General features: G+C 62.8%; 14 protein-coding genes and 1 pseudogene. 5 read left to right on the top strand and 10 right to left on the bottom strand.

The window, feature by feature from the left end:
- Window positions 1-15: 15 nt before the first annotated feature.
- From IC235_RS14630 to IC235_RS22860, 4 genes and pseudogenes are all read left to right on the top strand, one after another.
- Window positions 16-1,350 (top strand): O-antigen ligase family protein, encoded by a 1,335-nt coding sequence (locus IC235_RS14630; RefSeq protein ID WP_223847315.1) that lies wholly within the window; start codon window positions 16-18, stop codon window positions 1,348-1,350.
- Window positions 1,351-1,707: 357 nt separating this feature from the next.
- Window positions 1,708-2,253 carry a BLUF domain-containing protein gene (locus IC235_RS14625; RefSeq protein ID WP_191005935.1) on the top strand — a complete coding sequence of 182 codons (546 nt, stop codon included), beginning with the start codon at window positions 1,708-1,710 and terminating at the stop codon, window positions 2,251-2,253.
- A gap of 29 nt (window positions 2,254-2,282) precedes the next feature.
- Window positions 2,283-2,492, top strand: coding sequence for a hypothetical protein (locus IC235_RS14620; RefSeq protein WP_191005934.1), 210 nt, complete (start codon window positions 2,283-2,285; stop codon window positions 2,490-2,492).
- Window positions 2,493-2,847: 355 nt separating this feature from the next.
- A pseudogene (locus tag IC235_RS22860) lies at window positions 2,848-3,201 on the top strand (sensor histidine kinase); the annotation flags it as partial.
- Window positions 3,202-3,228: 27 nt separating this feature from the next.
- On the opposite strand, the gene IC235_RS14615 reads toward IC235_RS22860, so the two are convergent.
- Window positions 3,229-4,329: an MraY family glycosyltransferase gene (locus IC235_RS14615; RefSeq protein WP_317173586.1), complete on the bottom strand. Its 1,101-nt coding sequence runs from the start codon at window positions 4,327-4,329 to the stop codon at window positions 3,229-3,231.
- 133 nt (window positions 4,330-4,462) lie between these two features.
- On the bottom strand, window positions 4,463-9,796 hold the full coding sequence (locus IC235_RS14610) for a T9SS type A sorting domain-containing protein (protein WP_191005933.1): 5,334 nt from the start codon (window positions 9,794-9,796) through the stop codon (window positions 4,463-4,465).
- Between the two features lie 92 nt (window positions 9,797-9,888).
- Between IC235_RS14610 and IC235_RS14605 the strand changes: the two genes are divergently transcribed.
- Complete coding sequence (locus IC235_RS14605) at window positions 9,889-10,107, top strand: hypothetical protein (RefSeq protein ID WP_191005932.1); 219 nt, start codon at window positions 9,889-9,891, stop codon at window positions 10,105-10,107.
- Between the two features lie 75 nt (window positions 10,108-10,182).
- Here the strand turns inward: IC235_RS14605 and IC235_RS14600 are convergent, their stop codons facing one another.
- The 8 genes from IC235_RS14600 to IC235_RS14565 all read right to left on the bottom strand — a co-directional run bounded on the left by IC235_RS14600 (window position 10,183) and on the right by IC235_RS14565 (window position 20,980).
- Window positions 10,183-10,461, bottom strand: coding sequence for a hypothetical protein (locus tag IC235_RS14600; protein ID WP_191005931.1), 279 nt, complete (start codon window positions 10,459-10,461; stop codon window positions 10,183-10,185).
- Window positions 10,458-10,730: a hypothetical protein gene (locus IC235_RS14595; RefSeq protein ID WP_191005930.1), complete on the bottom strand. Its 273-nt coding sequence runs from the start codon at window positions 10,728-10,730 to the stop codon at window positions 10,458-10,460. The genes IC235_RS14600 and IC235_RS14595 overlap by 4 nt, the downstream gene beginning before the upstream one ends.
- A gap of 250 nt (window positions 10,731-10,980) precedes the next feature.
- Complete coding sequence (locus IC235_RS14590; RefSeq protein ID WP_191005929.1) at window positions 10,981-14,562, bottom strand: PAS domain S-box protein; 3,582 nt, start codon at window positions 14,560-14,562, stop codon at window positions 10,981-10,983.
- 36 nt (window positions 14,563-14,598) lie between these two features.
- Complete coding sequence (locus IC235_RS14585; protein ID WP_191005928.1) at window positions 14,599-15,945, bottom strand: sigma-54-dependent transcriptional regulator; 1,347 nt, start codon at window positions 15,943-15,945, stop codon at window positions 14,599-14,601.
- A gap of 593 nt (window positions 15,946-16,538) precedes the next feature.
- Window positions 16,539-17,771 (bottom strand): DUF1972 domain-containing protein, encoded by a 1,233-nt coding sequence (locus IC235_RS14580; protein WP_191005927.1) that lies wholly within the window; start codon window positions 17,769-17,771, stop codon window positions 16,539-16,541.
- A gap of 49 nt (window positions 17,772-17,820) precedes the next feature.
- On the bottom strand, window positions 17,821-19,008 hold the full coding sequence (locus IC235_RS14575; RefSeq protein WP_191005926.1) for a glycosyltransferase family 4 protein: 1,188 nt from the start codon (window positions 19,006-19,008) through the stop codon (window positions 17,821-17,823).
- Entirely contained in the window at window positions 19,005-20,246 is a 1,242-nt protein-coding gene (locus tag IC235_RS14570) for a glycosyltransferase family 4 protein (RefSeq protein ID WP_191005925.1), read from the bottom strand. The genes IC235_RS14575 and IC235_RS14570 overlap by 4 nt, the downstream gene beginning before the upstream one ends.
- Window positions 20,243-20,980, bottom strand: coding sequence for an acyltransferase (locus tag IC235_RS14565; RefSeq protein ID WP_191005924.1), 738 nt, complete (start codon window positions 20,978-20,980; stop codon window positions 20,243-20,245). Before IC235_RS14565 ends, IC235_RS14570 begins: the two co-directional genes overlap by 4 nt.
- Window positions 20,981-21,006 lie beyond the last annotated feature (26 nt).

Below are 21,006 nucleotides of genomic sequence, written 5' to 3'. Positions count from 1 at the left end.
TTCCATCGCCCTGTCATGACTCATTCCGTTTCCGCATCCGTGCCGATGGCCGGCGCCCCGGGGGCAGCCACCCCGCACCACCGGTTTGTGCGCCTGATGGGCACGGCCCTTACCCTCATTCTGCTGCTCAAGCTCAGCGGCTTTTTTGCCTGGCACGAGGACGTGGGCGTGACGCGCATCCTGAAGCTGGTGACGCGCCTGGCCATGACGGCGGCGGCCTTCGGGGCGTACCGGCTGGTGCTGCGGCGCGGGGCCGTCGACTCGTTTCGGTGGCACAATACGCCCGCGCCGCTGCTGTATGGCACCTACCTGGGCTTGGGGCTGGCCTCGCTGCTGTGGTCGCGCAACCCCGCCTACTCGTTTCTGCAGTGGCTGATGGACCTGGAATGCCTGGTGTTTGCCTATTATTTCGTGAAATGCTTTTTGCTGCTGAAGGAGTTTTTCCCGGGCAACCCGGTGCGGTTCTACCACGTGCTCGGCAACACGGCTTTCCTGGTGATGCTAGGCTTTCTGGGAGGCGCGCTGGTGGCACCCGACGTGTTTTACCGCCTCACCCACGGCGGCGAGGAGGCCCGCCTGGGCGGCTACCTCATGAATCCCAACGAGCTGGGCATGCTGTGCGGGGTGGGCCTGTCCTGCCTGATGTTCGACTACCAGCGCCACCACAAGCTACTGTTCACCAGCGCGAAAGTAGTAGTGGTGCTGCTGGCGCTGGTGCTCACGGGCTCGCGCTCGTCGCTGGTGGGGTTTGTGCTGGTGCTGTTTTTCCACCTGCGGCAGGCTAGCAACCCGCGCCTGAAGCTGGCCGCCAACCTGGCCGCGCTGCTGGCGCTGCCGGTGCTGGCCCCGCTGGCCCTCGTGAAGCAGGGCGGGCTGGAGGAAGTGCTCAGCCTCACGGGCCGCCTGCCCTTCTGGCACGCGCTACTGACCGAGGCGCTGCCCCAGGAGCCGCTGCTGGGCTACGGTTTCATGCGCATCAGCTACGGCGAATATTTTCAGAGCGTGCACACCTACGCCGCCCAAATGGCCCACAACACCTTCATTCAGGTGCTGCTGAACCTGGGGCTCATCGGCTTCACCATTGCGGTACTCCAGCTGCTGTTCACCATGCACGGGTTTTTCCGGCGCGAGGCCGACACGCAGCTGCGCCTGCTGGGGCTAGGGCTGCTGTTGCCGCTGCTCATCAACTCGTTCACGGAGTTCGGTATTTTCGGCATGAACAACTACGGCATCCTGTTTTATCAATTCCTCATTTTTCTGGGCAGCCTGCACTTCCACGCCCGCCTCTCGCCGGGCGAGCAACAGTGGCTGCTGCGCCGCCGCCCCGAGCTGGCCCTGGCCGCTGCGTAGCGACTGGCCCCTCTTTTCGCTCTGCTGGCCGGTTAGGCTGCTTCCGGATGGGGCTGTTCGGCCAGCAGGTTGCCGAGTGGAGTATAAGCTTTGGCTTGGTGGATGCCGGAGAACCGGCAACCGTGGTGGCCGCCATCGCACACGAATGTTCCCAGGTCGAGGATATAAGCTATAAAAACAAATGACCTGGGTGCTTGAAATATATTTTTGGATACCTGAAGAAGCCGGACAATGAAATAAGTGGAGGAAGATGACAATAATTGCGGCGCCTTCCTGTTGAAGCTACTCCGTCTTCCACAGGTCCTTGCGTTCAAACTATTTTTCATCCTGCTGCCAGCGTTTCGCAATCGCCCACCTGTGAGTATAGACAGCCTTGCTTTTGAAAATGACGACGAGCGGCGGCGGGCCGTTGCGTGGGTAGTAGCCCTGGCCTCCACCTTCCCGGTGGCCGCCCCGGGCGCCGAGCCGCCGCCTGCCAGGGCCGCCGACCGCGCGGAGCCGTCGGCCCCCCCCGTGTACCAGGTGCTGTACCGAAGCACCGCTACCAGCCACCTAACCAACCAGGAACTGCTGGCGCTGCTCGAACAGGCCCGCCGCTACAACGTGGCGCACCAGATAACGGGCCTGCTGCTTTACAGCGAGGGCCAGTTTGTGCATGCCATCGAGGGCCAGGAGGACATTATCAAATCCCTTTTCGAGCGCATTCAGCAAGACCCCCGCCACCACCGGATTGAAACCGTGACCGAGGGCTGGTGGCCCGCCCGCCGGTTTGGGGAGTGGAGCATGGACTTTGGCTATGCCCCCGCACCCGGAGCAGAGCCCGACCGCTCCCCGCTACCCCTGCCGGGCCTGAGCACCACCAGCGCCCACCTCAAGCGCCTGCTCGAAGCCTGCATCGGCTAACTCAGTTACGCCCCGCAGCCTCGCAGTTCATGCAGCAGGTGTTCAATAGTATTCCGACCATTGTGTTCGTGCGCGACCTGGAAAAGAGGCTGGTTTTTCAGAACCGGGCCATGCCGGGCCTGATGAAGCTTTCGCCCATACCGCCCGGCTCCGCCAACATCAACCCCAACAGCCAGTTGGGCCGCGAGCTGGCCACGTACGCGGCCATTGACCAGCGGGTGCTGGAAACCGGCGAATAAATATCCCGCGAAGAACTCTTCACGCTGGCTGACGGAGTGGCGCACTGATTTTACACCACCAAGCGCCGCCTCTACCGCACCGACGGCACGGGGCAGGCTCTGGACATGATCACCGACATATACACGACGCTAAAAAAGTCCAATGCCCCCTGGAGCGCAGCGAAAAGCACTACCGCGGCCTGATCTACTACGGCCAAGCCCTGATCGGCACCTGCGATATGAATAGCACGGTGCTTTCGGTGAACCCGGCCCCTGAACGGGGTGCTGGGCGTGGCCAACCTGCTGGCCAAAACGCCCCACAGCCGGGTAGCAACAGTATCTGGGCATCAGCATCTTGGGGCACCACCTGCTGGCTATGCTTAACGACGTGCTCGACAGGGCCAAAATCGCCTCTGGCAAGCTGGAGCCGAACCTGGAATCCTTCAACCTCCGCGAGTCGATGTCGCGGGCGCTGCAGGCTCTGGAAAAGGCCTCGTGTTTGAGGGCGGGCTACTGCGCGAGTCGTGCCCCCTGGCCCTGGGTGCAGACCGATGCCCACCGCCTGATTCAGATTCTGATAAACCTGGTGAGCAACGCCATCAAATTCCCCGCCGACGGCACCATGCGCTTGGAGGACGACCTACTGGCCGAAACCTACGACGCCCTCACCGTGCGCTTCCGCATCACCGGCGTCGGCATGCAACCGGAGGTCCTGGCGCGCATCTTTGAGCGCTTTACGCAGGCCAACGCCGACGCCTCACGCCGCTACGGCGGCACCGGGCTGGGCCTCCAGGACCGACTGCTGCCGGGCCGTCGGGCCCTGGTACACCGCGATGAAGACGCTGAGCGCCACTGCCAGGGTAACCAGTCCGCCAATCAGAAACAGGCTGCCCAGGTAGGCGAAATGGATGACAAACAGGATTACCAGCAGCTGAAGCAGCGCCAGCAACAGCACCGTGTTGACCTGGGAAAAACCCAGGGCCAGCACCCGGTGGTGGATGTGGTTCCTGTCGGGGGCAAAGGGCGAGCGGCCCGCCAGCATCCGCACCAGAAATACGCGCGTCGTGTCGAACAGCGGCACAAACAGGATTCCCAGGGCCACGGCCGGCGTGGCGCTACCTATGGGCAGGTCCGGGGAGCTTCCCAGCTCAATAAACTGGATAGTCAGCACTGAGATGATAAAGCCACATACCAACGAGCCCGTGTCGCCCATAAAAATGCTGGCTTTGTGGAAATTATAGCGCAGGAAGCCTAGTACGCCACCCAGCAGGCAGGCTGCCACGAAGGCATAGCTCCCGAAGGTGTTCCCGCCGTACCGATAGAAATAATAGCCCATGCTGCTGCTGATAAGCACGAGGAGCGTTCCCGCCAGCCCATCCAAGCCATCAATCAGGTTGATGGCATTGGTGATGCCGACAATGACCAGGAAGGTGAACCCGTAGCTTACCCCCACCGGCAGGGTTCCCAGGCCCAGAATGCCCTGAAAGCTGGTGATGCGCACCTCGGCCAGGAGGATGACCACGCAGGTAGCCAGCAGCTGGCCCACAAATTTTTTGGCGACGGAAATCGTCACCAAATCGTCTTTCAAGCCCACGAAAAAGAGCAGTAGGCAACCCGCCAGCAAATACTGCACTCCCTGGCCGAGCGGCGCAAAGATGGTGAGCGCCGACAGAAACCCGGCCAGCACGGCTACGCCACCCAGGCGCGGCGTGGGAGCCCGGTGTACCGAACGGGCGTTGGGCGTGTCAAACAGGTTTTTGCGTTGCGCGACCAGCACAATGGAGGGCACCGCAAACAGGGCAACCAGGAGGGACCAAAGCGCGGCCAGGCCCAGGTGAAAACCGGAATACGAGTTCACAATAAACAAAATAAATTATTGAAAATTAGGTAATTAGTCTACGAGGCAACAACTTAGGGCATTAGCATTCACTACTTGAAATTCCATGCCTTCGCTTTAGGCAGCGCGGCCTCAGATTCCCCTGCTAAAATGCTCACTCCCGCACCACCCGCTGCTGGTAAATCTGGGTGGCGGTGACCACGCGCAGCAGGTACAGGCCCGGGGCCAGCCCCTGGCCCTGGAGCACAGCGGAGTGGCTGCCGGGCAGCAGGACCTGCGTGAATACTACCCGGCCCTGCGCGTCAGTCAGCTCCAGGCGCTGCCAGTCTTCGCCGGCAGTGGCACCCACCACGTTTAACTCGGCCGAAAACACGGTGGGCCACGCCAGTAGAGCCGAGGCGACCTCCGGGCGGCGCAGGGTTACCACGGGGCTGTAGGACGTGGGCGCACCAAGCTCCAGCAGCTGAAGCCGGTAGTATAGCCGTTGATTGTTGAGTAGTTGGCTCGGCAGCACATCGGTGAATGCGTAGCTGGCGCTCGGGCTGCTGGTGGCCGCTACCTGCCCAACGCGCTCAAAGCGGCGGCCATCGAGGCTACGCTCCACGTTGTATTGGCTCAAGCCGAGCTGTTGGGCTACGGTCCAGGTGAGACGCGCCGAGTAGCCACTGAGGGCGGCCTGAAACGACACCAGCGTGACGGGCAGTGGAATAAACGCTTCGGCCAGACCCAGGCCGAACTGGCTGAAGCTGCTCAGGCCGCTGCGCAGCGCATAGCCATCGGCCACGCGGCGGCCGGGGCCGTTGGCGGGGCTCAGGGTGCCGCCGCCAGTATTCCAGTCGGCCGCGCTCAGGCTGTTGTCGGGGCGCTTCAGCAGGCCGAAGGTGTTATCGACCAAGCCACTGAACGGGGCCAGGGAGGCCTGCACGGCGTAGGTGCCGCCGGTGGGCTGGGCATCGGGCGTCAGCGTCCAGATTCCCTCTGGATATATGGCCCGGTAGCGCAGGGGGCTGGGGTTGGTTTCGGTGCAGTTCAGGCCGGTGTCGGAGTCGGTTTTGGGGCCGAAGCTGGCGTCGAGGTAGCTGGTGCCGGCGAGCTGGATGCTCAGCAGCTCAATTCGGGCCAACTGGTTGGCCGTACCCACCGGGAAGCTATAGGTGCCCGTGCCGCCGCTGGTCAGCGACCGGCGCAGGGTGCCGGCCACGTAGCCGGCGCTGCTGCTCAGGCTGGCCGGGTCCGGGTTGGTGTGCCACCACCGGAACGCGCCCGTGCTGATGCGGCCCGCCGTAAGGGTGAGGCTGGTAGTGCTGCTGGCGTTGGTTTGCAGCAGCACCCCCGCTGGGTTATTCACCACCAAGCGCCCGAAGTTGCCGTTGGTGATGCTCTGGCGGGCGCTGCCCATAAAGGTGACCTGGCTGGCTGGGTCGGGTGTGGTCGAGCCCTCATTCAGCCAGTTGCCCGAAATGGCCAGGTCAGCCGCGCTGCCCAAGTCGAGCTGGCCGCCGGCCAGCACCTGGAGATTGGCCACGGTGGCGGGGCCATCAATCCGGGGCGCGGCCCCGGCCGGAATCGTGACGTTGGTGAGGGTGGTAGGTACCCGGCCATCACCCCAGTTCTGGCAGTCGAGCCAGTCGGAAGAAGTGCTGATACCTGTCCACAGTCCCGCCGGGCCACTCGGCGGCCCGTCGATGACGATGGGAAACGGTCCGGAATTCAGCAACGGAGTGCACCCAGCGGGGTTCGTGGCCACGCTCAGCACCTGAAACCGGGTGATGGTGGCGCTGCCAGCAATGGGTAGGTCGAAGGTGGGGTCGGGCACGCTTAAGGTTTGGGAGGTACCGGTAGTAAGGTTGCGCAATACCACTGTGAGCGGATACTGCGCCGCCGCCAGCGGGGTGGCCGTCCGCGTGGTGCGGTCGAAGCCCGAGAAAGTGAAGCGCAGCGTGTGCGCGCCCATCTGCGGGCACACTACTTGGTCGCGGTAGCTGGCCTGGGGTAGCGCGGCAAAGCTCCAGCCCGAATTATTGCCCTGGTTGTTGGCTTGCTGGCCGGCCTCGAAATAGGCACCGCCCACCGCCTGGCTGTCGCGCAGGTAGATGTAGCTGGCGCATACCGTACCGGCCGGGGCCACGCCCGCCGGCTTATTCCAGCTGAAAGCCTGCCCATTACTAGTACTTTGCAGAGTGATAACGCGCGTGCCCGTGCCGCTGGCCTGCACGCTGGCCGTGGCTGCTAGTGTGGTGGTGGTGCCGGCCCCGAACCGGAACGTCGAGCCGGGGTCGAGTACCAGTTGCTGGGTGATGGTATTGCTGCCCGTGAGCAGCGTGACGCCGCCCATACGCAGCGTGCCAAACGTGCTGTTGCCGCCCACCGTGTGTGCCACGCCAGGGCCCAGCGTCACGTTGTTGTAAGTAAAACCGTTGCCATTGAAAAACGCACCGGTGCTCAGCAGAATCGTGGACGTGCCGGCATCAAACGTAAGGGAAGCCGGCTGGGTGATGGTCCAGTTGCCAACCGTGATTTCGACGGTGGACGTGCCCAGCCGCAGGATGCGGGCCGGGGGGATGGCCCCGGGCTGGGGGTTGCTCAGCAGGCTGCGCAGGCGCACGGGCTGGTTGTTGGTGAGGAAGGTGCCGGCGAAAAACGCCAGTCCGCTGCCCGCCGTGCGGGGCTGCTGCAGGGCATCAGCCAGGGTCACGGTCGCGCCCGGCGCATCGATGGTTAGCGCCCCGCCAAACGTCTGCCCGGCGCTGGTAATGGTGGCCGTGCTCAGAATGGCCGTTTCGCCGGCCAGCTGCTGGTTCATGGCCGCGCTCCAGGCGAGCGAGCCGTACAGGCTCAGCTTGTTGGTGCTGCTGCCGCTGAAGGTGGGGCGGTTGGTGACCGTAGCCCAGCTCAGGCTGCGGCAGGTGGCAAATAACACATCCTGCGTCACCACCTGGCTGGCCAGGCTGAAGGATTGGGCGTCGAAATTGGCGTTGTCGAGCTGGTTGGGGGGGCAGTTGCCGCCGGGGCCACCACTGCTCAGGGCCCAATGGCTGGGGTCGCTCCAGCGCCCGCCGTTGCCCACCCAGTACAGCACCCGCGCCGTGGGCGGGCTGCTGAAAACCACACCCGTAGTACCGCCGTTGTCGAGGCTCTGCGCGGCCGTCCAGCTGGCCCCGCCGCCAAAGGCCACGTTGCGCAGCAGCGCAAATTGCAGGCTTTGGTTGGGCTGCGGGCCGCCCGCCGGCTTGTTGAAAGCGGCCCGCGCGCCCGCGCTGGCCCCGCTGATGGTGAGAAAGCCCTCGCAGCCGCCCCGGGCCACCAGTTGCGCATCGGCGGCCAGGGTCTGAGTGGTGGAGTTGAAGGTGTAGGCCCGCCCGCCCGCCAACGTCAGCTGCTGCGTGATGGTGGTGCTGGCCGCAATGTCGGCCGAGCCGCTGAAGGCCAGCACGTCGAACGAAGCTGCCGCGCCGCCCGCCACCAAGGTAGGCAGCGAGCCAGCCGCTGGGTCGGTAAAGTTGACGTTATGATAGCGCAGGCCTAGCCCGGCCAGAAAATAGGCGGGCTGATTGGGTGTCGCATTGCTGCCGATGTTGATGGTGCTGGCGCCGGCCGCGAGGCTGGTGCCGGCAGCAATGTCCCAGGTGTAGGTGGCGCGCACGCCCGCGTCGCTCACGGCGGAGGCTGGCGTCAGAGTCAGGGTACTGGTGCTCAGGTCCACGGCCACCGGGGCCAGGCTCACCGGCCCGCCCGCGGCCGTGCCCGTGCTGAACACCGAGCCCGTAGCCGCGTACCCGCTCGTGAAGCCCTGGGCCGTAATGTCGCGCCCGGCAGTCAGCAGCGTGCCCGCTTCCACGTAAATGCGCCCGTTAGGCGAGGCCGGGCCGGGTACCAGCGAGAGGTTATCGAGTAGGGTGTAGGTGCTGCCCGCCGCCCGGAAATAGACGTTCCCGGTCAGCACGCGGCCGGCGGTAGCGAGGGTGGCCGCCGGCCGGCCAATTTCGTAGCCTTCCAGCACGAGGTCGGTGGTGCCCAGGTTCAGCGTCAGGGCTGGCGTCAGGGTCAGGGAGCCGCCGATGTGCAGTTGGCGCAGGCCGCTCGCCGTGCCGGCCGTGCTGAAAACCGACGCGGGGGCCCCGGTCCAGTCCAGGTCGCGGCAAAAGGCGTTGGGACCGTCCAGGGTCACGGTTTCGCCGGTTGTGGCAAACGAGTTAGCATCAAAATGCACGTTGGTAGTCAGCGTGGGCAGGCAAGTGTTGGCGGCCGCGCTGCCGCCGCTGCTGGTGGCCCAGTGGCGGGCATCGTGCCATTCCCCGGCCCCGCCCACCCAGTACAGGTCGCTCACCGTCGGGCTGCCGAAGCTGATGCCCAGGTTGTTGCCCCGGTCGAGGCAGGTAAGCGCCGGCAGGGCCGTTCCGCCCGCTCCGCCCCCAAAGCGCAAGTCCTGTACCGCCGCAAAGCCCAGCGACGTGCTGCCCCAGCCCCGGGCGCGGTTGAGGTAAGCCACTTTGCCGGGCACGCTCGACTGCAACACCGCCAAGCCGGCGCAGCTGCCGCCCGTGGCCAGAGTAGCCGAGCTGCTGAAGTAGAGCACCTGTCCGGCCGCCGCTCGCAGCACCACCTCCGCCCCCACCGTCAGGCTGCCGTTGATGGTGGCACTGCTGGTCAGCGTGGTATTGCCGTTGATGATTAACTGGTCGAACGAGGAGCCGGCCACGCTGAACGTAGCGCTGGCCCCCGCGCCCACTTCCACCTGGTTGTAATTGAGGGCCCCACTAATGAAAGAATATTCCGTGGCCGTATTGCGGGGTGTGGGCCCCACCCGCAAAATACTGGCGCTGGCATCAAACAGCAGGTTCGTGCCGCTCACTTCCCAGGTATTCGACGGGCTTAACAAGTTAAACTGGCTGTGGTTGAGCTGAATATCGCGGTAGCCGCTGCCAGTGCTGCGTACGCCGAAACACGACACCACCACGCTGCCGAAATCGATGCTGCCCGCGTTCAGCAGCAGGCTGGGCGTGCCGCCGTACTGCACCAGGTTCGCGTCGCTGGTCAGCAGCCATCCCCCCGAACCGCTGTCGAATTTCAGCCAGCCGTTGAGGGGCACGGCCTGCAAATCAACCTCGTGGCCGGGGTTGGTGGCCAGCAGGGTGAAATTGGCATCCTGCCGGCCCATGCCGCTTTGCAGATGCAGGTCGCCGTTCACTTCCACAGAGCCGGCGCCCACCAGGGCGGCTCCGGCAGTGGTGCCGCCCGCTGCCAGGGCGTGCACGGCTCCGGTCCAGTTCATATCGAGGCAGGTCACGGTGCCATCAATCGTTACCCGCTCATTGCTCGCGGCGAAAGAATTCGCATCAAAAAACACGTTGTCAGTGCTTTGCGGTGTCTGAATGGGGCTTATGCTACCCCCACTGCTGGTGGCCCAGTGGGCAAGGTCGTTCCACTGGCCGGTGCCGCCCACCCAGTAGTAATCGGTGGCGTGAGCAACCGGGCTCAAACTGGTCATCAGTAAGAGTAACAACCCACGAAACAGCCCGGTGGCTGGCTGACAAAGAAAGCAACGATGGGGTAGCATAGAGAAGATAAACAAGAGATTAAGTGCTGCTGACGCTGCTCAGCACTGGCGGCATCGTTCAGTACCATGGCGGCCGTGCCCAGGGCGGCGGCCGTCATCAGGGCGTGGTTGTTTTTGATGACGTCGAAGAAATACAGCCAGCTCAGCGGCGTGGTGGCTGGCCGGTAGAAGTTGCCGGCAAACGTCTGAAGCCGAGTTTGAGCCGGGACCAGCGCGGCCAGCGTTTCGCCGGCCGCGCGTAGTAGATCATAAGCTATCAGATAGTCAATTAGCTATTTCGAGCATCATTGCCACTCGGTGTATGGGTTGATGCCAACTCAGATGGCAAACACCTCCACGTCAGGGTTGAGGCTTTCGAGCTGCACACGGGCCCGATCTACCAACTGGGCACCTGCTGCACCGGCCAGCGGAACCAAGCCGCTGCCCGGCGGCTGGTGTTGTCGGCAGGCAGGAGGGCCTGCCTGGGCGTGGGGTCCCGCTTTCAGCAGCGTGCGCAGGTCGGAAAGGCCGGCCCCGGGCGGGTTCGAACTCCTGCTTTGAGCCGCTATGGGCTCAAAACCGCACGGCAGGGCCAGCAAGGTCAGGAGCCATTTCATTGGCCCGGCCCCGAAAATGCGACTGCTTTCAGATCCAGCCGGCTCTCCGTCTGGGTCGGCGGTTTGACTCGAACGGCAGCAGAGGCCTGGTCCCGCAAGTGCGGCACCGAGATGCGGGCGGGCGGCGGCCAGGCCGGGACCGGACGGGTCCAGCGGGTAAGGCCCAGCAGGCCAAATAGCAGCGCCCCCTGGAGCAGCCACTTCTTAGATGAAGCAAGGTTGCCCGACGCTTGAACAGGAATTTCTTCGGAGGATATAGATGGTAGCATAGCGAAGTTTTTTTTCAGCAATGCCACCACCGTACCAACTATTGAATCAGAATATAAACTTCTGATTGTAAGAAGTTTATTTATTGTAAGATTATTGTTGCCCTCCGATTTTCAGAGTTCTATTCTGAAAATCGGAGGACTGGTCTTCAACCTTAGAAGCTGTTTGAGGTGGTAAAAAATCACTTCTCAACGTCCTACTCTAGCTGGCGTCCGCTGATCGAAGCATAACCGTTTGCACTCAAACAGGTTCTTAGTGGCCGGTGGCGCGGCGCTTTTCCTGTTCGGCGGTCATCTCCACCAGCACCTGGCGCAGAATGCGGTCGGCTGCTTCCACCCGCGGCTGCAGGTCGTCGTAGGAAAACGGCCCGGCCCAGTCCTCCAGTTCTTCCATCAGCTTCAGGGCCGTATGAATCTGAAGGTGGCGTAGGCTGGGGCGCAGCTTGTGGGCCGCTGCCTGCAGGCCGGCCAGGTTGCCCACGGCCAAAGCTGCGTGCAGGTCCTGCAGGGTGCGCTGGGCGCTGTCGATGAAGGTCCGAATCATGGACGATACGAATTTCTGGTCGCCCCGCGCCATGCTTTGCAGCACCTCCAGGTTGTAGAGCATGGGGGAAGCAACTGGTAAGATGGCAGGCCAGGCCGCGACGGCAGCGCCCGGGCTGGGGGCGGCCGGCAGCAGCCAGTTGCCGAGCAGCTGCAGCAGCTCGTCTTCGTAGAAGGGCTTGGTCAGGTAATCGTCCATGCCGGCGGCCAGGCAGCGCTCCTTCTCGCCGTTGATGGCCGAGGCCGTGAGCGCGATGATGGGAATGGTCAGGCCTAGCTCCTGGCGCAGCCGTTGCGTGGCCTCGAAGCCGTCCAGCACGGGCATCTGCACATCCATCAGGATGAGGTCGAACGTTTGCTGGGCCGCGCAGTCGAGGGCGAGCTGCCCGTTCTCGGCCTCGCTCACCTTAAGGTGCGCATTCTGTAAAAAGGTTTTGGCCATCAGGCGGTTGTACTCGTTGTCTTCCACCAGTAGGATGCGCTTGCCGCGCAGCTCCCGCAAATTGGTACCGGCCACGGGCCGGCGTTGGGGCAGGTCGTCGATAGTGCCAATGAGCAGCGGCAGCGTGAAATGAATAGTGGTGCCCACGCTTTTTTCGCTATCAATGATGATTTCGCTGTCCATCAGGCGGGCCAGGCTGCGGCTGATGCTCAGGCCCAGGCCCGTGCCGCCAAACTCCCGGGTGATGGAGGCGTCCTCCTGGCTGAACTCCTGAAAAATCTGCTGCAGATAGTCCGCGTTGATGCCAATGCCGGTGTCGCGCACCACAAAGGCGAGCAGGACCATGTTATCATAGTAGCCCCCTACTTCACACGCAATCGTCACTTCTCCTTTGCTCGTAAACTTAACGGCATTGCCCCCCAGATTGAGCAAAATCTGGGTGATACGGTGGGGGTCGCCCACCACCACGTCGGGCACCAGCGGGCTCATGGCGACCGTCAGGTGCAGGCCTTTTTCTTCGGCTTTGTAGAGCAGCGTCTTCTCTACTTCCGCGAAGAGGCGGCTCACGTTGAAGCCCACTTTTTCGATGGTCATCTTGCCGGCATCGAGCTTGGAGAGGTCCAGGATGTCGTTAATGATGACGAGCAGGTTCTGGGCCGAGACGCTGATGGCGTGCAGGTAGTTGCTTTGTTTGGGGGCGAGCGGGGTTTTGGCCAGCAGCTGGCTCATGCCCAGAATGGCGTTCATGGGCGTGCGAATCTCGTGGCTCATGTTGGCCAGAAACTGCTCTTTGGCCCGGGTCGAGTCCTCAGCCAGCTCTTTGGCTTCGCGCAGGCTCTGCTCCATCTGCTTCTGGGCGGTGATGTCGAAGCCGATGGCAATGGTGCCGGCCATGCGGCGGTCCTGGTCGTAAAGCGGGGCCGCCCCGGCAAAAAGCCACTTGGTCTCGCCAGATTTGGTGACCAGGGGTATCTGATAGGCATTGCTGATGCCCTGGCTGCGCCTCTTCCGCTGCTCGGCCAGATAGGGTACACTTTCGAGCGGCACGAGGCGCGGGGGCAGGGGCCGGCCAATCAGCTCCTCACTGGTGTAGCCAATGATGGCGCAGTAAGTGGGGTTGGCGTAGAGCACCCGCTGGTTCAAATCCAGCTCGACCAGGCCCAGCTGCATGTTGTCGATGATGGTGCGGTATTTCTCTTCGCGCAAGCGCAGGTTGGTTTCGGCCAGGTAGCTGTCGGTGATGTCCTCAAATTTCCATAGAAAGCCGATGTCGTGGCCATGCTCGTCCACGGGCACGAAATCGCGCTCCACCAGCCGGCCGTTATGCAGGCGCAGCAGGTTGTGGCGTACTTCCCGGCGATTGGCCACCAGGGTGGACATGGCCGCCAGGACCACTTCCTCGAGCGGGCCCTGCACGGCAGCCTGCACCTGCGCTTCAATCAGGCCGTAATCCGCGCCGATGAGCTCCTCCGGCGTCTGCCCCAGCCCGAACAGCTGGCAAAAGGACGCATTGGTTAGCACCACTTTGCGGTTTTCGTCCACCAGCAGCACGCCGCGCTTTAACTTCTTAATGGTGGTAGTCAGGCGTAGAGCGGTAGTGGCCTGCGCCAGCGCGCTGACTTTGCGAATGTGAATATCGCCAATAAAGGCGGTGAAAATTCGTGGATTGCCCTGCTCGTCACGGAGGGTAATCTGGCCCCGGTTCAGCATCCAGCGGTAGGTGCCATTGGCGGTACGCAAGCGATGCTCGCAGGCAAATAAGTCCGTTTCGCCGCGCTCATACCGCTCCCAGGCCGTGGTCAGTACCAGCTGGTCGTCGGGATGAACGTATTCCAGCAGCGAGCGGCAGTGGTTGGGCAGCCAATCATCGGCGTACCCCATAATGGTTTTGCATTCGGGCGAAATCACCGTTTCGGTGGTGTCGTAATGGTACTCCCACCCCCCCACGCCCAGGCCTTCTTGCACCCGGACCGCCCGCAGGTTGCTTTGGCGCTTCGATTCCTGGGCCTGGTGCGCCAGCGTAATGTCTTCCAGGCTGCCACTGCGCAAGATGCCTTGCTCGTCGCAACCCGACATCAGCGAGTTAGCTCGACACCAGCGCGTTGGCTGGCCCGGCAACAGCAGGCGGAATTCCACGGTCACCGGGCTATGGCTGGCTACCCCGGCATCAAGGGCCGCCCAAAAGCGCAGCTTGTCATCGGGATGGATGTAGCTGGGCAGGTCTTCCAGGTTCTCCAGGCCGAACAGGTCGTGGAGCTGCGGGCTGCAATACAAGACCTCGCACGGGCCGGCCGACGCATACGAGTGGCGCACCCTGAAGAGCACCCCCGGCGCGCATTTGGCCAAGATTTGAAACCGCTCTTCGCTTTCGGCCAGGGCCAGCTGGGTGCGGCGCTTCAGCGAAATATCCTGCAGCAGGCCCACAAACATTTCCACCGCTCGTACCTCATTCACAATGGGCTGCATTTTCAAGTGCAGCCAGTTGCGTTCGCTCTGGGGGTCGGGTATCTCACACTGAAAAGGCTCGCCGTGGGCAATGCCGGCGCTCACGGTTGCTTCGATGGCCTCGTCGGGCCACAGGTGCGCCACGGAGCGACCCAGCAGCTCGGGCAGCGGGCAGCGGCAGCGCGCCAGAAAGGCCTCGTTGGCCCAGGTAATGCGGCCCTGCGAGTCGGTGTGCAGCATTCCCTCAAAAACCTGCAGGGCCTGCGGCAGAAAGGTAGCCGGGTCGCGCACGTCGGGTGGCAGAGCCGCCTGCACGGCGGCCAGTTGGGCCCGCAGCAATTCGATCTCCGCATCGCGCTGGTGCAGGGCTTGCTCCAGGGCAGCGTAGGTGGCAAGGGAAGGCATAGGCAATAAGCAGAAAAAAGGCCTGGACGTAGCTAATCAGACTTCACCGTCCTGAATCATCTTATAGATCGTGGATTTGCCCACGTCCAGGGTCTGGGCCACCTGGGGCACGTTGTCGTCGTATTTGTCGAGGTAGTGGCGCACAATGGCGCGGGTGTACTCGCGCAGCGTTTTTTCGGTGCTCAGGAAGTGGGAATCCTGCCCGGCCGAGGCAAACAGGATGTCGCCGGGCCCTATCTCGGCGCCGTTGCTGAGCACGGCGGCCAGCTCGACCACGGTTTTCAGCTCACGCACGTTGCCGGGGTAGTTGTAGTCGCGCAGCTTGTCGAGGGCGCCAGGGGTCAGCGTCATCGGGGCCTTGCTGTATTTCTGGCAAAACTCGTCCACGAAGTACTTGGCCAGGTGCAGCACATCCTGGCCCCGCTCGCGCAGGGGCGGCAGCACCAGCGGCAGGCCCATGATGCGGTAGTACAGGTCTTCGCGGAACGTTTTGTTTTTCACCTCTTCCACCAGGTTCTTATGGGTGGCCGTAATCAGGCGCACATCCAGCTTGATGCGTTCGTTGCCACCCACGCGCTGCAGCTCACGCTCCTGCAGTACCCGCAGCAGCTTACTCTGAATGGCCGGGTGCAGGTCGCCGATTTCGTCCAGAAACAGCGTGCCGCCGTTGGCCTCCTCAAACTTGCCGATTTTGCGGGCCACGGCACTGGTGAAGGCCCCCTTCTCGTGCCCGAACAGCTCGCTCTCCAGCAGCTCGGTGGGGATAGCGGCCATATTCACGGCCACGTAGGGCTTGCGGTGCCGGCCCGAGTTCATGTGAATGGCCTTGGCCACCAGCTCCTTGCCGGTACCGGTTTCGCCGGTAATAGACACGTTCACGGGCGTCTGGGCCGCCTTTTCCATCAGCCCGAAAATGCGCTGGATGGCCGGGCTGTTGCCCTTTATAATTTTGCCGAAATCGTATTTGGCCTGCAGCTGGCTTTCCAGGCTTTTCACCCGCTCGCGCAGGCAGTTGGTTTCGCGCAGCTTCTGAATGGCGTTCCAGAGCAGGTCCTTGGTGTTGTCGTCCTTCACCAGGTAGTCGGCCGCGCCCATCTTGAGCAGTTCCACGGCGGTCGTAATCTTGCTTTGGGCGCTGATGATGATGATCGGCAGGTCGGGCCAGCGCTGGCGCATGGTTTGCAGCAGCTTGTCGCCGCCCATGCCGGGCAGCGAGAAGTCAATGGTCACTGCATCGGGCCGCAGGTGCATGTTGTCCAAGCACTCCTGGCCAGAGGTCCATAAGTACACCTCATCATCCGGATTCTGGGAAAGGTGATAGTGCAGCAACTGACCATACCAAGGGTCATCTTCAACAATGAAGATGGTAAATGGAACGTCCATGTTATAATTGTTAATCAGCGATCAATGCAACTTTATACCTGCTGGCAAATAGGTGCCGGCGACGTCGTAGCTGACGGCTGATTATAGCATCTCCAGGGCCTGGATGTTGGCTGTGCCAAAGCACCGCAAACGAACTGATTGTGCAAGACTAGCGATTGAAAGGTCCTGCCAGTAGTTGCCGGGGCTAGTAATAGGGATGCAGGAAGAGGGTAGAATTAGTAGCATAGTAGGGGAAAAAGCAGAGCGAGGCAAACAATGTTTACAGAGAATTGCGGGGTTAAAGCTAAGGTCTGAAAACCCAACTTCAACTGCGTGAATCAACAAATCTTGACTAGCAATTAGCTGCAGGTTAGATAATTAGTTTTATTCCAATAATTAGAATGCAATTATTTTATAGAACCCTTTACCATAGCCGTTTGGCAGTAATTCAAGCGGTTTATTCCAGTTTTGGGAATGACCAGCGCATTTACTACAGGCTGGCAGCTGACTTAAACCAGCTAATGTGCCGCACCGTGCGCCAAGACGCCCGGCCACGCAGATAGACCGATAACTCGTATAATTTAGTAATAGACAACAGGTTGTTTGTTGCTGCGCTAAACTTCTTCGTCATAAAACATGTGCAGGGCGGCGTACTGGCCCAGGTTGTTCTGCACCAGATCGGCGGATGAGAGCTGGCTAAGCTGCGGGCGCACGCTGCCCTTAGCCGTGTGCGGCGTGGCGGCCGATACTTTCTGAATGAGGAAATTGTACTTCCGCGCAATCACGGCCCAGTTGTAGCGGCGGTCGGCCACGCTTTTCATCTGCTCCCCCAGGGTGATCCAGCTGCCAATGCTGGTGGCTTTAATCAGCTGCTGCAGCTCCTCCTTGGTGGCAAAATAGATGGCTTTGTGCTCGGTAGTAGCCTTGTTGAAGGAAGCGTGGAAAGCCAGCACCGGCAGGCCCAGGCTCATGGCCTCCACCAGCGAAGGGTTAGTGCCGCCGGCGCTGTGGCCGTGCACGTACACCGCGCAGTTGCTGCGCAGCAAGTCGAGCCGGGTTTGCTCGTAGATGGGGTCGAGCAGGTGCAGGTTGGGGTAGGCGCCGGTGCCGTAGGTAGCCTTCAGCTGACGGCCATATTCGCTATTTTTCCAGTTGCCGATGATGACAAACGGGTAGCTGGGCAGCTCGGCAAAGGCTTCCAGCACCAGGTGCACGTTGTTTTCGGGCTCGATGCGGCACACCTTGAAGGCGTAGGGCCGGGCCAGAAACGGGTATTCGGTGCGGGCCGCCTCGGTGATGGGCTGGTGGTGGGCGTGGTCGCCGCCGTACTCAATCACGCGGCTTCGGGTGCTGTAGGCGCGGGCCGTGTAGTTCTGAATGGCGTCGTTGTCGGAGATATCGGCGTGGGAGTAGCGCACGGCAATGTTCTCGGACCAGCGCAAAAACCAGCGGGCCACGCGGTTCCACTTGGCCCGCCGCCACTCGATGCCGTCGATAGATACAATGATTTTCTTCTTGGTAAACCACTGCACGAAGGGCAGCATAATGGCCCCCGGCACGCCCAGCACCAGCAGCACATCGGCAAAAAACATGGCGTGCAGAATGGATAGGCAATCGTAGAAAATGCTCTGCAGGCCGTTGGCACTCAGCGGTAGGTACACCAGCTTGGCGCCCTCGTAGTGGGTACGGCGCTCGGCCTTGGGGTAAGTTTTCCCGCTGCAATACACCGTGAGCTCGTGCTGCTCGTGCAGGTGCTTCACCAGGAAAGCAGTGAGGGTTTCGAAGCCACCGTAGCAGGCCGGCAGCCCCACGGTGCCAATAATGGCCACTTTTTTGGAATCAGACATAACTAAAATCGAGTGGAAGGATGAAGGAATTCGAAGTCAAATCAGTTACTTATCGAGTAGTAATCGGCAGAATGTAAGCCTCAGGCCCCGCCAGGGCGGCTGGGGCCAACTCGGCCGCTCGCGCTGGCGTCGGCGCGGCTACCGAGACCGGCGCAAACGCCTGGCGCAGCTGCTCGGCGAAGCGGCCCCGCCCGAAGGTGGCGGCCTGCTGCCGGGCGGCGGCGGCCATGCAGGCATAGCGGTGGCTGTTGCCGGCCAGCAGCCGCAGGGCCTGCTGCAGTGCTTCGAGGTCGCGGCCGTCGATGGCGAAGCCGGTTTTGGCGTGCACGTTCACCTCGGCCACCCCGCCGACGGGCGGCACCAGCACGGGGCGGCCGTAGCTCATGGCCTCCAGCACGGTCATGCCGAAGGTTTCGACCCATTCATCGGGCCGCGAAAGGTTGGCAACTACCGCCGCGCGGCGGTAGTGCGGGTGCATGTCAGCGGTGGCCGGAAACAGCCGCAGGTTGTTCGGAATGTCCTGCTGGCGCTGGTAGGCTGTTACGGCATCGGGGGCAGCATTCAGCACCAGCTCGAAAGCCAGCTCGGGCATAGAGCGGGCCAAAGCCACAAATTCGGGTACGCCCTTGTAGTCGCGCAGAGAGCAGGCCATCAAGACCAGGAAGGGGTCGGGGCTGGCCGTGGGTAGGGAGAGTTGCAGGGCTTGGGCGAGGAAGCCGGGCGCCAGGGTGTTATGCACCACCATTTGGCGGCGCACGGGCAGGTTCAGCGTTTGGCGCAAGTATTCCGACACGTACACAACCTGATGGGCCGTGCGGCCGGCCACCGCGCACAGCACGCGCCGCAGCGCGGCCGGCCGCAGTGAAACTTCGTGGAGGTGGTACACCACCCGCGCGCCGCGGCAGCGGGCTGCCAGCGCGGCGGCGGCGGGCAGCAGCGTATTCACATACACCGTGCTGCCGCGCCGGGCCAGGCCCAGCACCTTCCAGAACACCAACCACTGCACCAGCACGAAGTTGAGCAGCGTTTGCCAGGGCCGGGCCGACCAGCGGTAGGGCAGCGCGTGAAGACGCACCCCGGGCAGGTCGCTCAGAAAGCCGGGGCCGCCGGGCGTAGCCGTGAGCAGGTCGACGGCGTGGCCGGCTTCGAGCAGCACTTCCAGGGCCTGGCGCAGCACCAGGGGGCTACCGCTACGGTCGTTAAGCAGGTGAACGGCGATGATGCGGGGCTTTTTCATGCGGCCAGAATGTGTTGGTACACGCGGTTGAGCTGGTGGCCGCGCTGGCCCCAGGTGTGGTGCTCGGCTACGTGGCGGCGGCACAGGGCGGCCTCGGCAGCCTGCAGGGCCGGGGAGCCGTGGAGGCGCCTGAGCAGAGTGGCGAAGTCGCCCACATTGTCCTCAAATGAGCGGTAGGGCACTTTCAGCACCGATCCGGGCGGGGTGAGCTCGCCGGGGCCTTCGTTGGCGTAGCAGAGCACGGGTACGCCGTAGCTCATGGCCTCGGCCACCACCATGCCCGCGCCCTCGTGCGAGGGGAAAAAGAACACTGCCGCCTGCTGGTAGGTGCTGAGCAGCTCGGCGCGGTCGAGCCAGGGGCGGTGCTCGGCGCAGGCCCCGAGATTGTAGCTCCGCACTAGTCTGTTGAGGTGGTTTTCTTCCGGGCCGCTGCCGATGAGCAGCAGCCGGGCCCTGCTCTGCTCCGCGGGTGGCAGTTGTGCGTAGAACCGCGCAAACGCGGCAATCACCATATCAAAACCCTTCAGCGGCACCATGCGGGCAGCAATCATCACGGTGAAATCGCGCCCGGCGGCGGGGGCGGCCGGTATTTCGGTGGGCAGGTCGACGGCTACCGAGGGCATGATTTCGTAGTCGGCAGCGGCTAGGCGCAGGCGCGGGGCCACGGCCGAATTCATGCACAGTACCCGGCCAGCGGCCCGGCGCGTCACCCATAGAAAGGGGTCGAGCTTCCAGAAAAAAAACTTCAGGCTGCCAATGAGGCGATCTTTGATGAAGGCCGTGGGGCCGTAGCGGGCCAGGTGGCTGGCCGGAATGAGCGGATGGTGCCCGATGGGCCCCCACACCAGCGGCCGGCCCAGCAGCCACAGAAACGAGGGCGTCCAGTCGTTGTGAAAGTTAAGGTTGTGCACCACGTCCACGGCCAGCCGGCGGGGGCGCAGCCACAGGGCCAGGCCCAGTTGCCACATGTAGAAGTAGATGAGCGAGAGCAGGGGGCCTTTCTTCCACCAGCGCGTCCAGGCGGGCAGGTCGAAATAGAGAAACTCGACGTTGGCGGCCAGGGCCGCGGCGGCCGGGTTTTCGGCCAGGTAACGCTCGATGTGGGGGCCGTTGTTGCGGCGCGTCACGGCCACCACTTTCTGAAAGCGGGCGGCTTGCAGGATGAAGTTCCAGCCCATGCCGTCCTCCGAGCCTTTGTAGGGGTTCACGGCATAGGCCGTCATCAAAATGGTTTTCATGCAAACGCCGGTTGTAGGTCGGGGGTCGAGTCAATTGATTCAGCGGACTCGCGGTAGCCAATGACGCGGGCCGGCACGCCGGCTACCACGCAGCCCGCTGGCACCGAGCGGGTGACCACCGCGCCGGCCGCCACCACGCAGCCCGCGCCAATGCGGACGCCATCGAGCACGGTGACTTTGCTGCCAATCCAGCAGTTGGCCCCAATGCTGATGCCGCGCCGCGTCACGCCCTGCAGGCGAATAAGCTGCTCGGGGTCGGCGTGCTGGTGGTTTTCAGGGTGGCAGCTAAAATATTGACCCACAATGCAGTCATCGCCGATGCTCAGGCCGCCGCCACCGCCCAGGTAGGCAAACTCGCCGATGCCCACGCGGTTGCCCAGCCGGATAAATTGGCCCGGGTCGGCCAGTGAGGTCGAGACAATCACCTGGCTGAAGGCCCCGATGCTCACCCGGTCGCCCAGCGTGAGGCCGCCCAGCCCCAGCCCGCTGAAGCGCACGTGGTCGCCCACCTTCAGCCAGCGCCCGAACCGAATCAGGCTCAGGTACTGAAACCGCACGTCCTGGCCCAGCATGGCCCCGCCGCTGGCCCGACCGCGCAGCCACAGCCGGGCCCCGCGCAGCAGGCTCGCGGCCGTGCTCAGGCCGAAGCTCAGCAGCATGCCCGAGCTCACGGCGGCGTGCAGGGCAAAGTCGGGGTTGCGCCGACGGACCCAGATTTCGAGTATATTTTTCATGGTAGGACTTGGTATTGTCGGTTGAT

The sequence above is a fragment of the Hymenobacter montanus genome, from assembly GCF_014699115.1.
GTDB lineage: Bacteria > Bacteroidota > Bacteroidia > Cytophagales > Hymenobacteraceae > Hymenobacter > Hymenobacter montanus.
The sequence above is the reverse complement of the archived record's forward strand: the minus strand, read 5'-3'. Positions and strand labels throughout refer to the sequence as shown.

What these genes read in the sequence shown, in the direction of transcription:
- IC235_RS14620 (WP_191005934.1), top strand. Translation starts at nt 2,283, where the DNA reads ATGCAGCAGGTGTTCAATAGTATTCCGACCATTGTGTTCGTGCGCGAC.
- IC235_RS14570 (WP_191005925.1), bottom strand. Translation starts at nt 20,246, where the DNA reads ATGAAAACCATTTTGATGACGGCCTATGCCGTGAACCCCTACAAAGGC.
- IC235_RS14600 (WP_191005931.1), bottom strand. Translation starts at nt 10,461, where the DNA reads ATGAAATGGCTCCTGACCTTGCTGGCCCTGCCGTGCGGTTTTGAGCCC.
- IC235_RS14580 (WP_191005927.1), bottom strand. Translation starts at nt 17,771, where the DNA reads ATGTCTGATTCCAAAAAAGTGGCCATTATTGGCACCGTGGGGCTGCCG.
- IC235_RS14630 (WP_223847315.1), top strand. Translation starts at nt 16, where the DNA reads ATGACTCATTCCGTTTCCGCATCCGTGCCGATGGCCGGCGCCCCGGGG.
- IC235_RS14610 (WP_191005933.1), bottom strand. Translation starts at nt 9,796, where the DNA reads ATGACCAGTTTGAGCCCGGTTGCTCACGCCACCGATTACTACTGGGTG.
- IC235_RS14595 (WP_191005930.1), bottom strand. Translation starts at nt 10,730, where the DNA reads ATGCTACCATCTATATCCTCCGAAGAAATTCCTGTTCAAGCGTCGGGC.
- IC235_RS14590 (WP_191005929.1), bottom strand. Translation starts at nt 14,562, where the DNA reads ATGCCTTCCCTTGCCACCTACGCTGCCCTGGAGCAAGCCCTGCACCAG.
- IC235_RS14575 (WP_191005926.1), bottom strand. Translation starts at nt 19,008, where the DNA reads ATGAAAAAGCCCCGCATCATCGCCGTTCACCTGCTTAACGACCGTAGC.
- IC235_RS14585 (WP_191005928.1), bottom strand. Translation starts at nt 15,945, where the DNA reads ATGGACGTTCCATTTACCATCTTCATTGTTGAAGATGACCCTTGGTAT.
- IC235_RS14565 (WP_191005924.1), bottom strand. Translation starts at nt 20,980, where the DNA reads ATGAAAAATATACTCGAAATCTGGGTCCGTCGGCGCAACCCCGACTTT.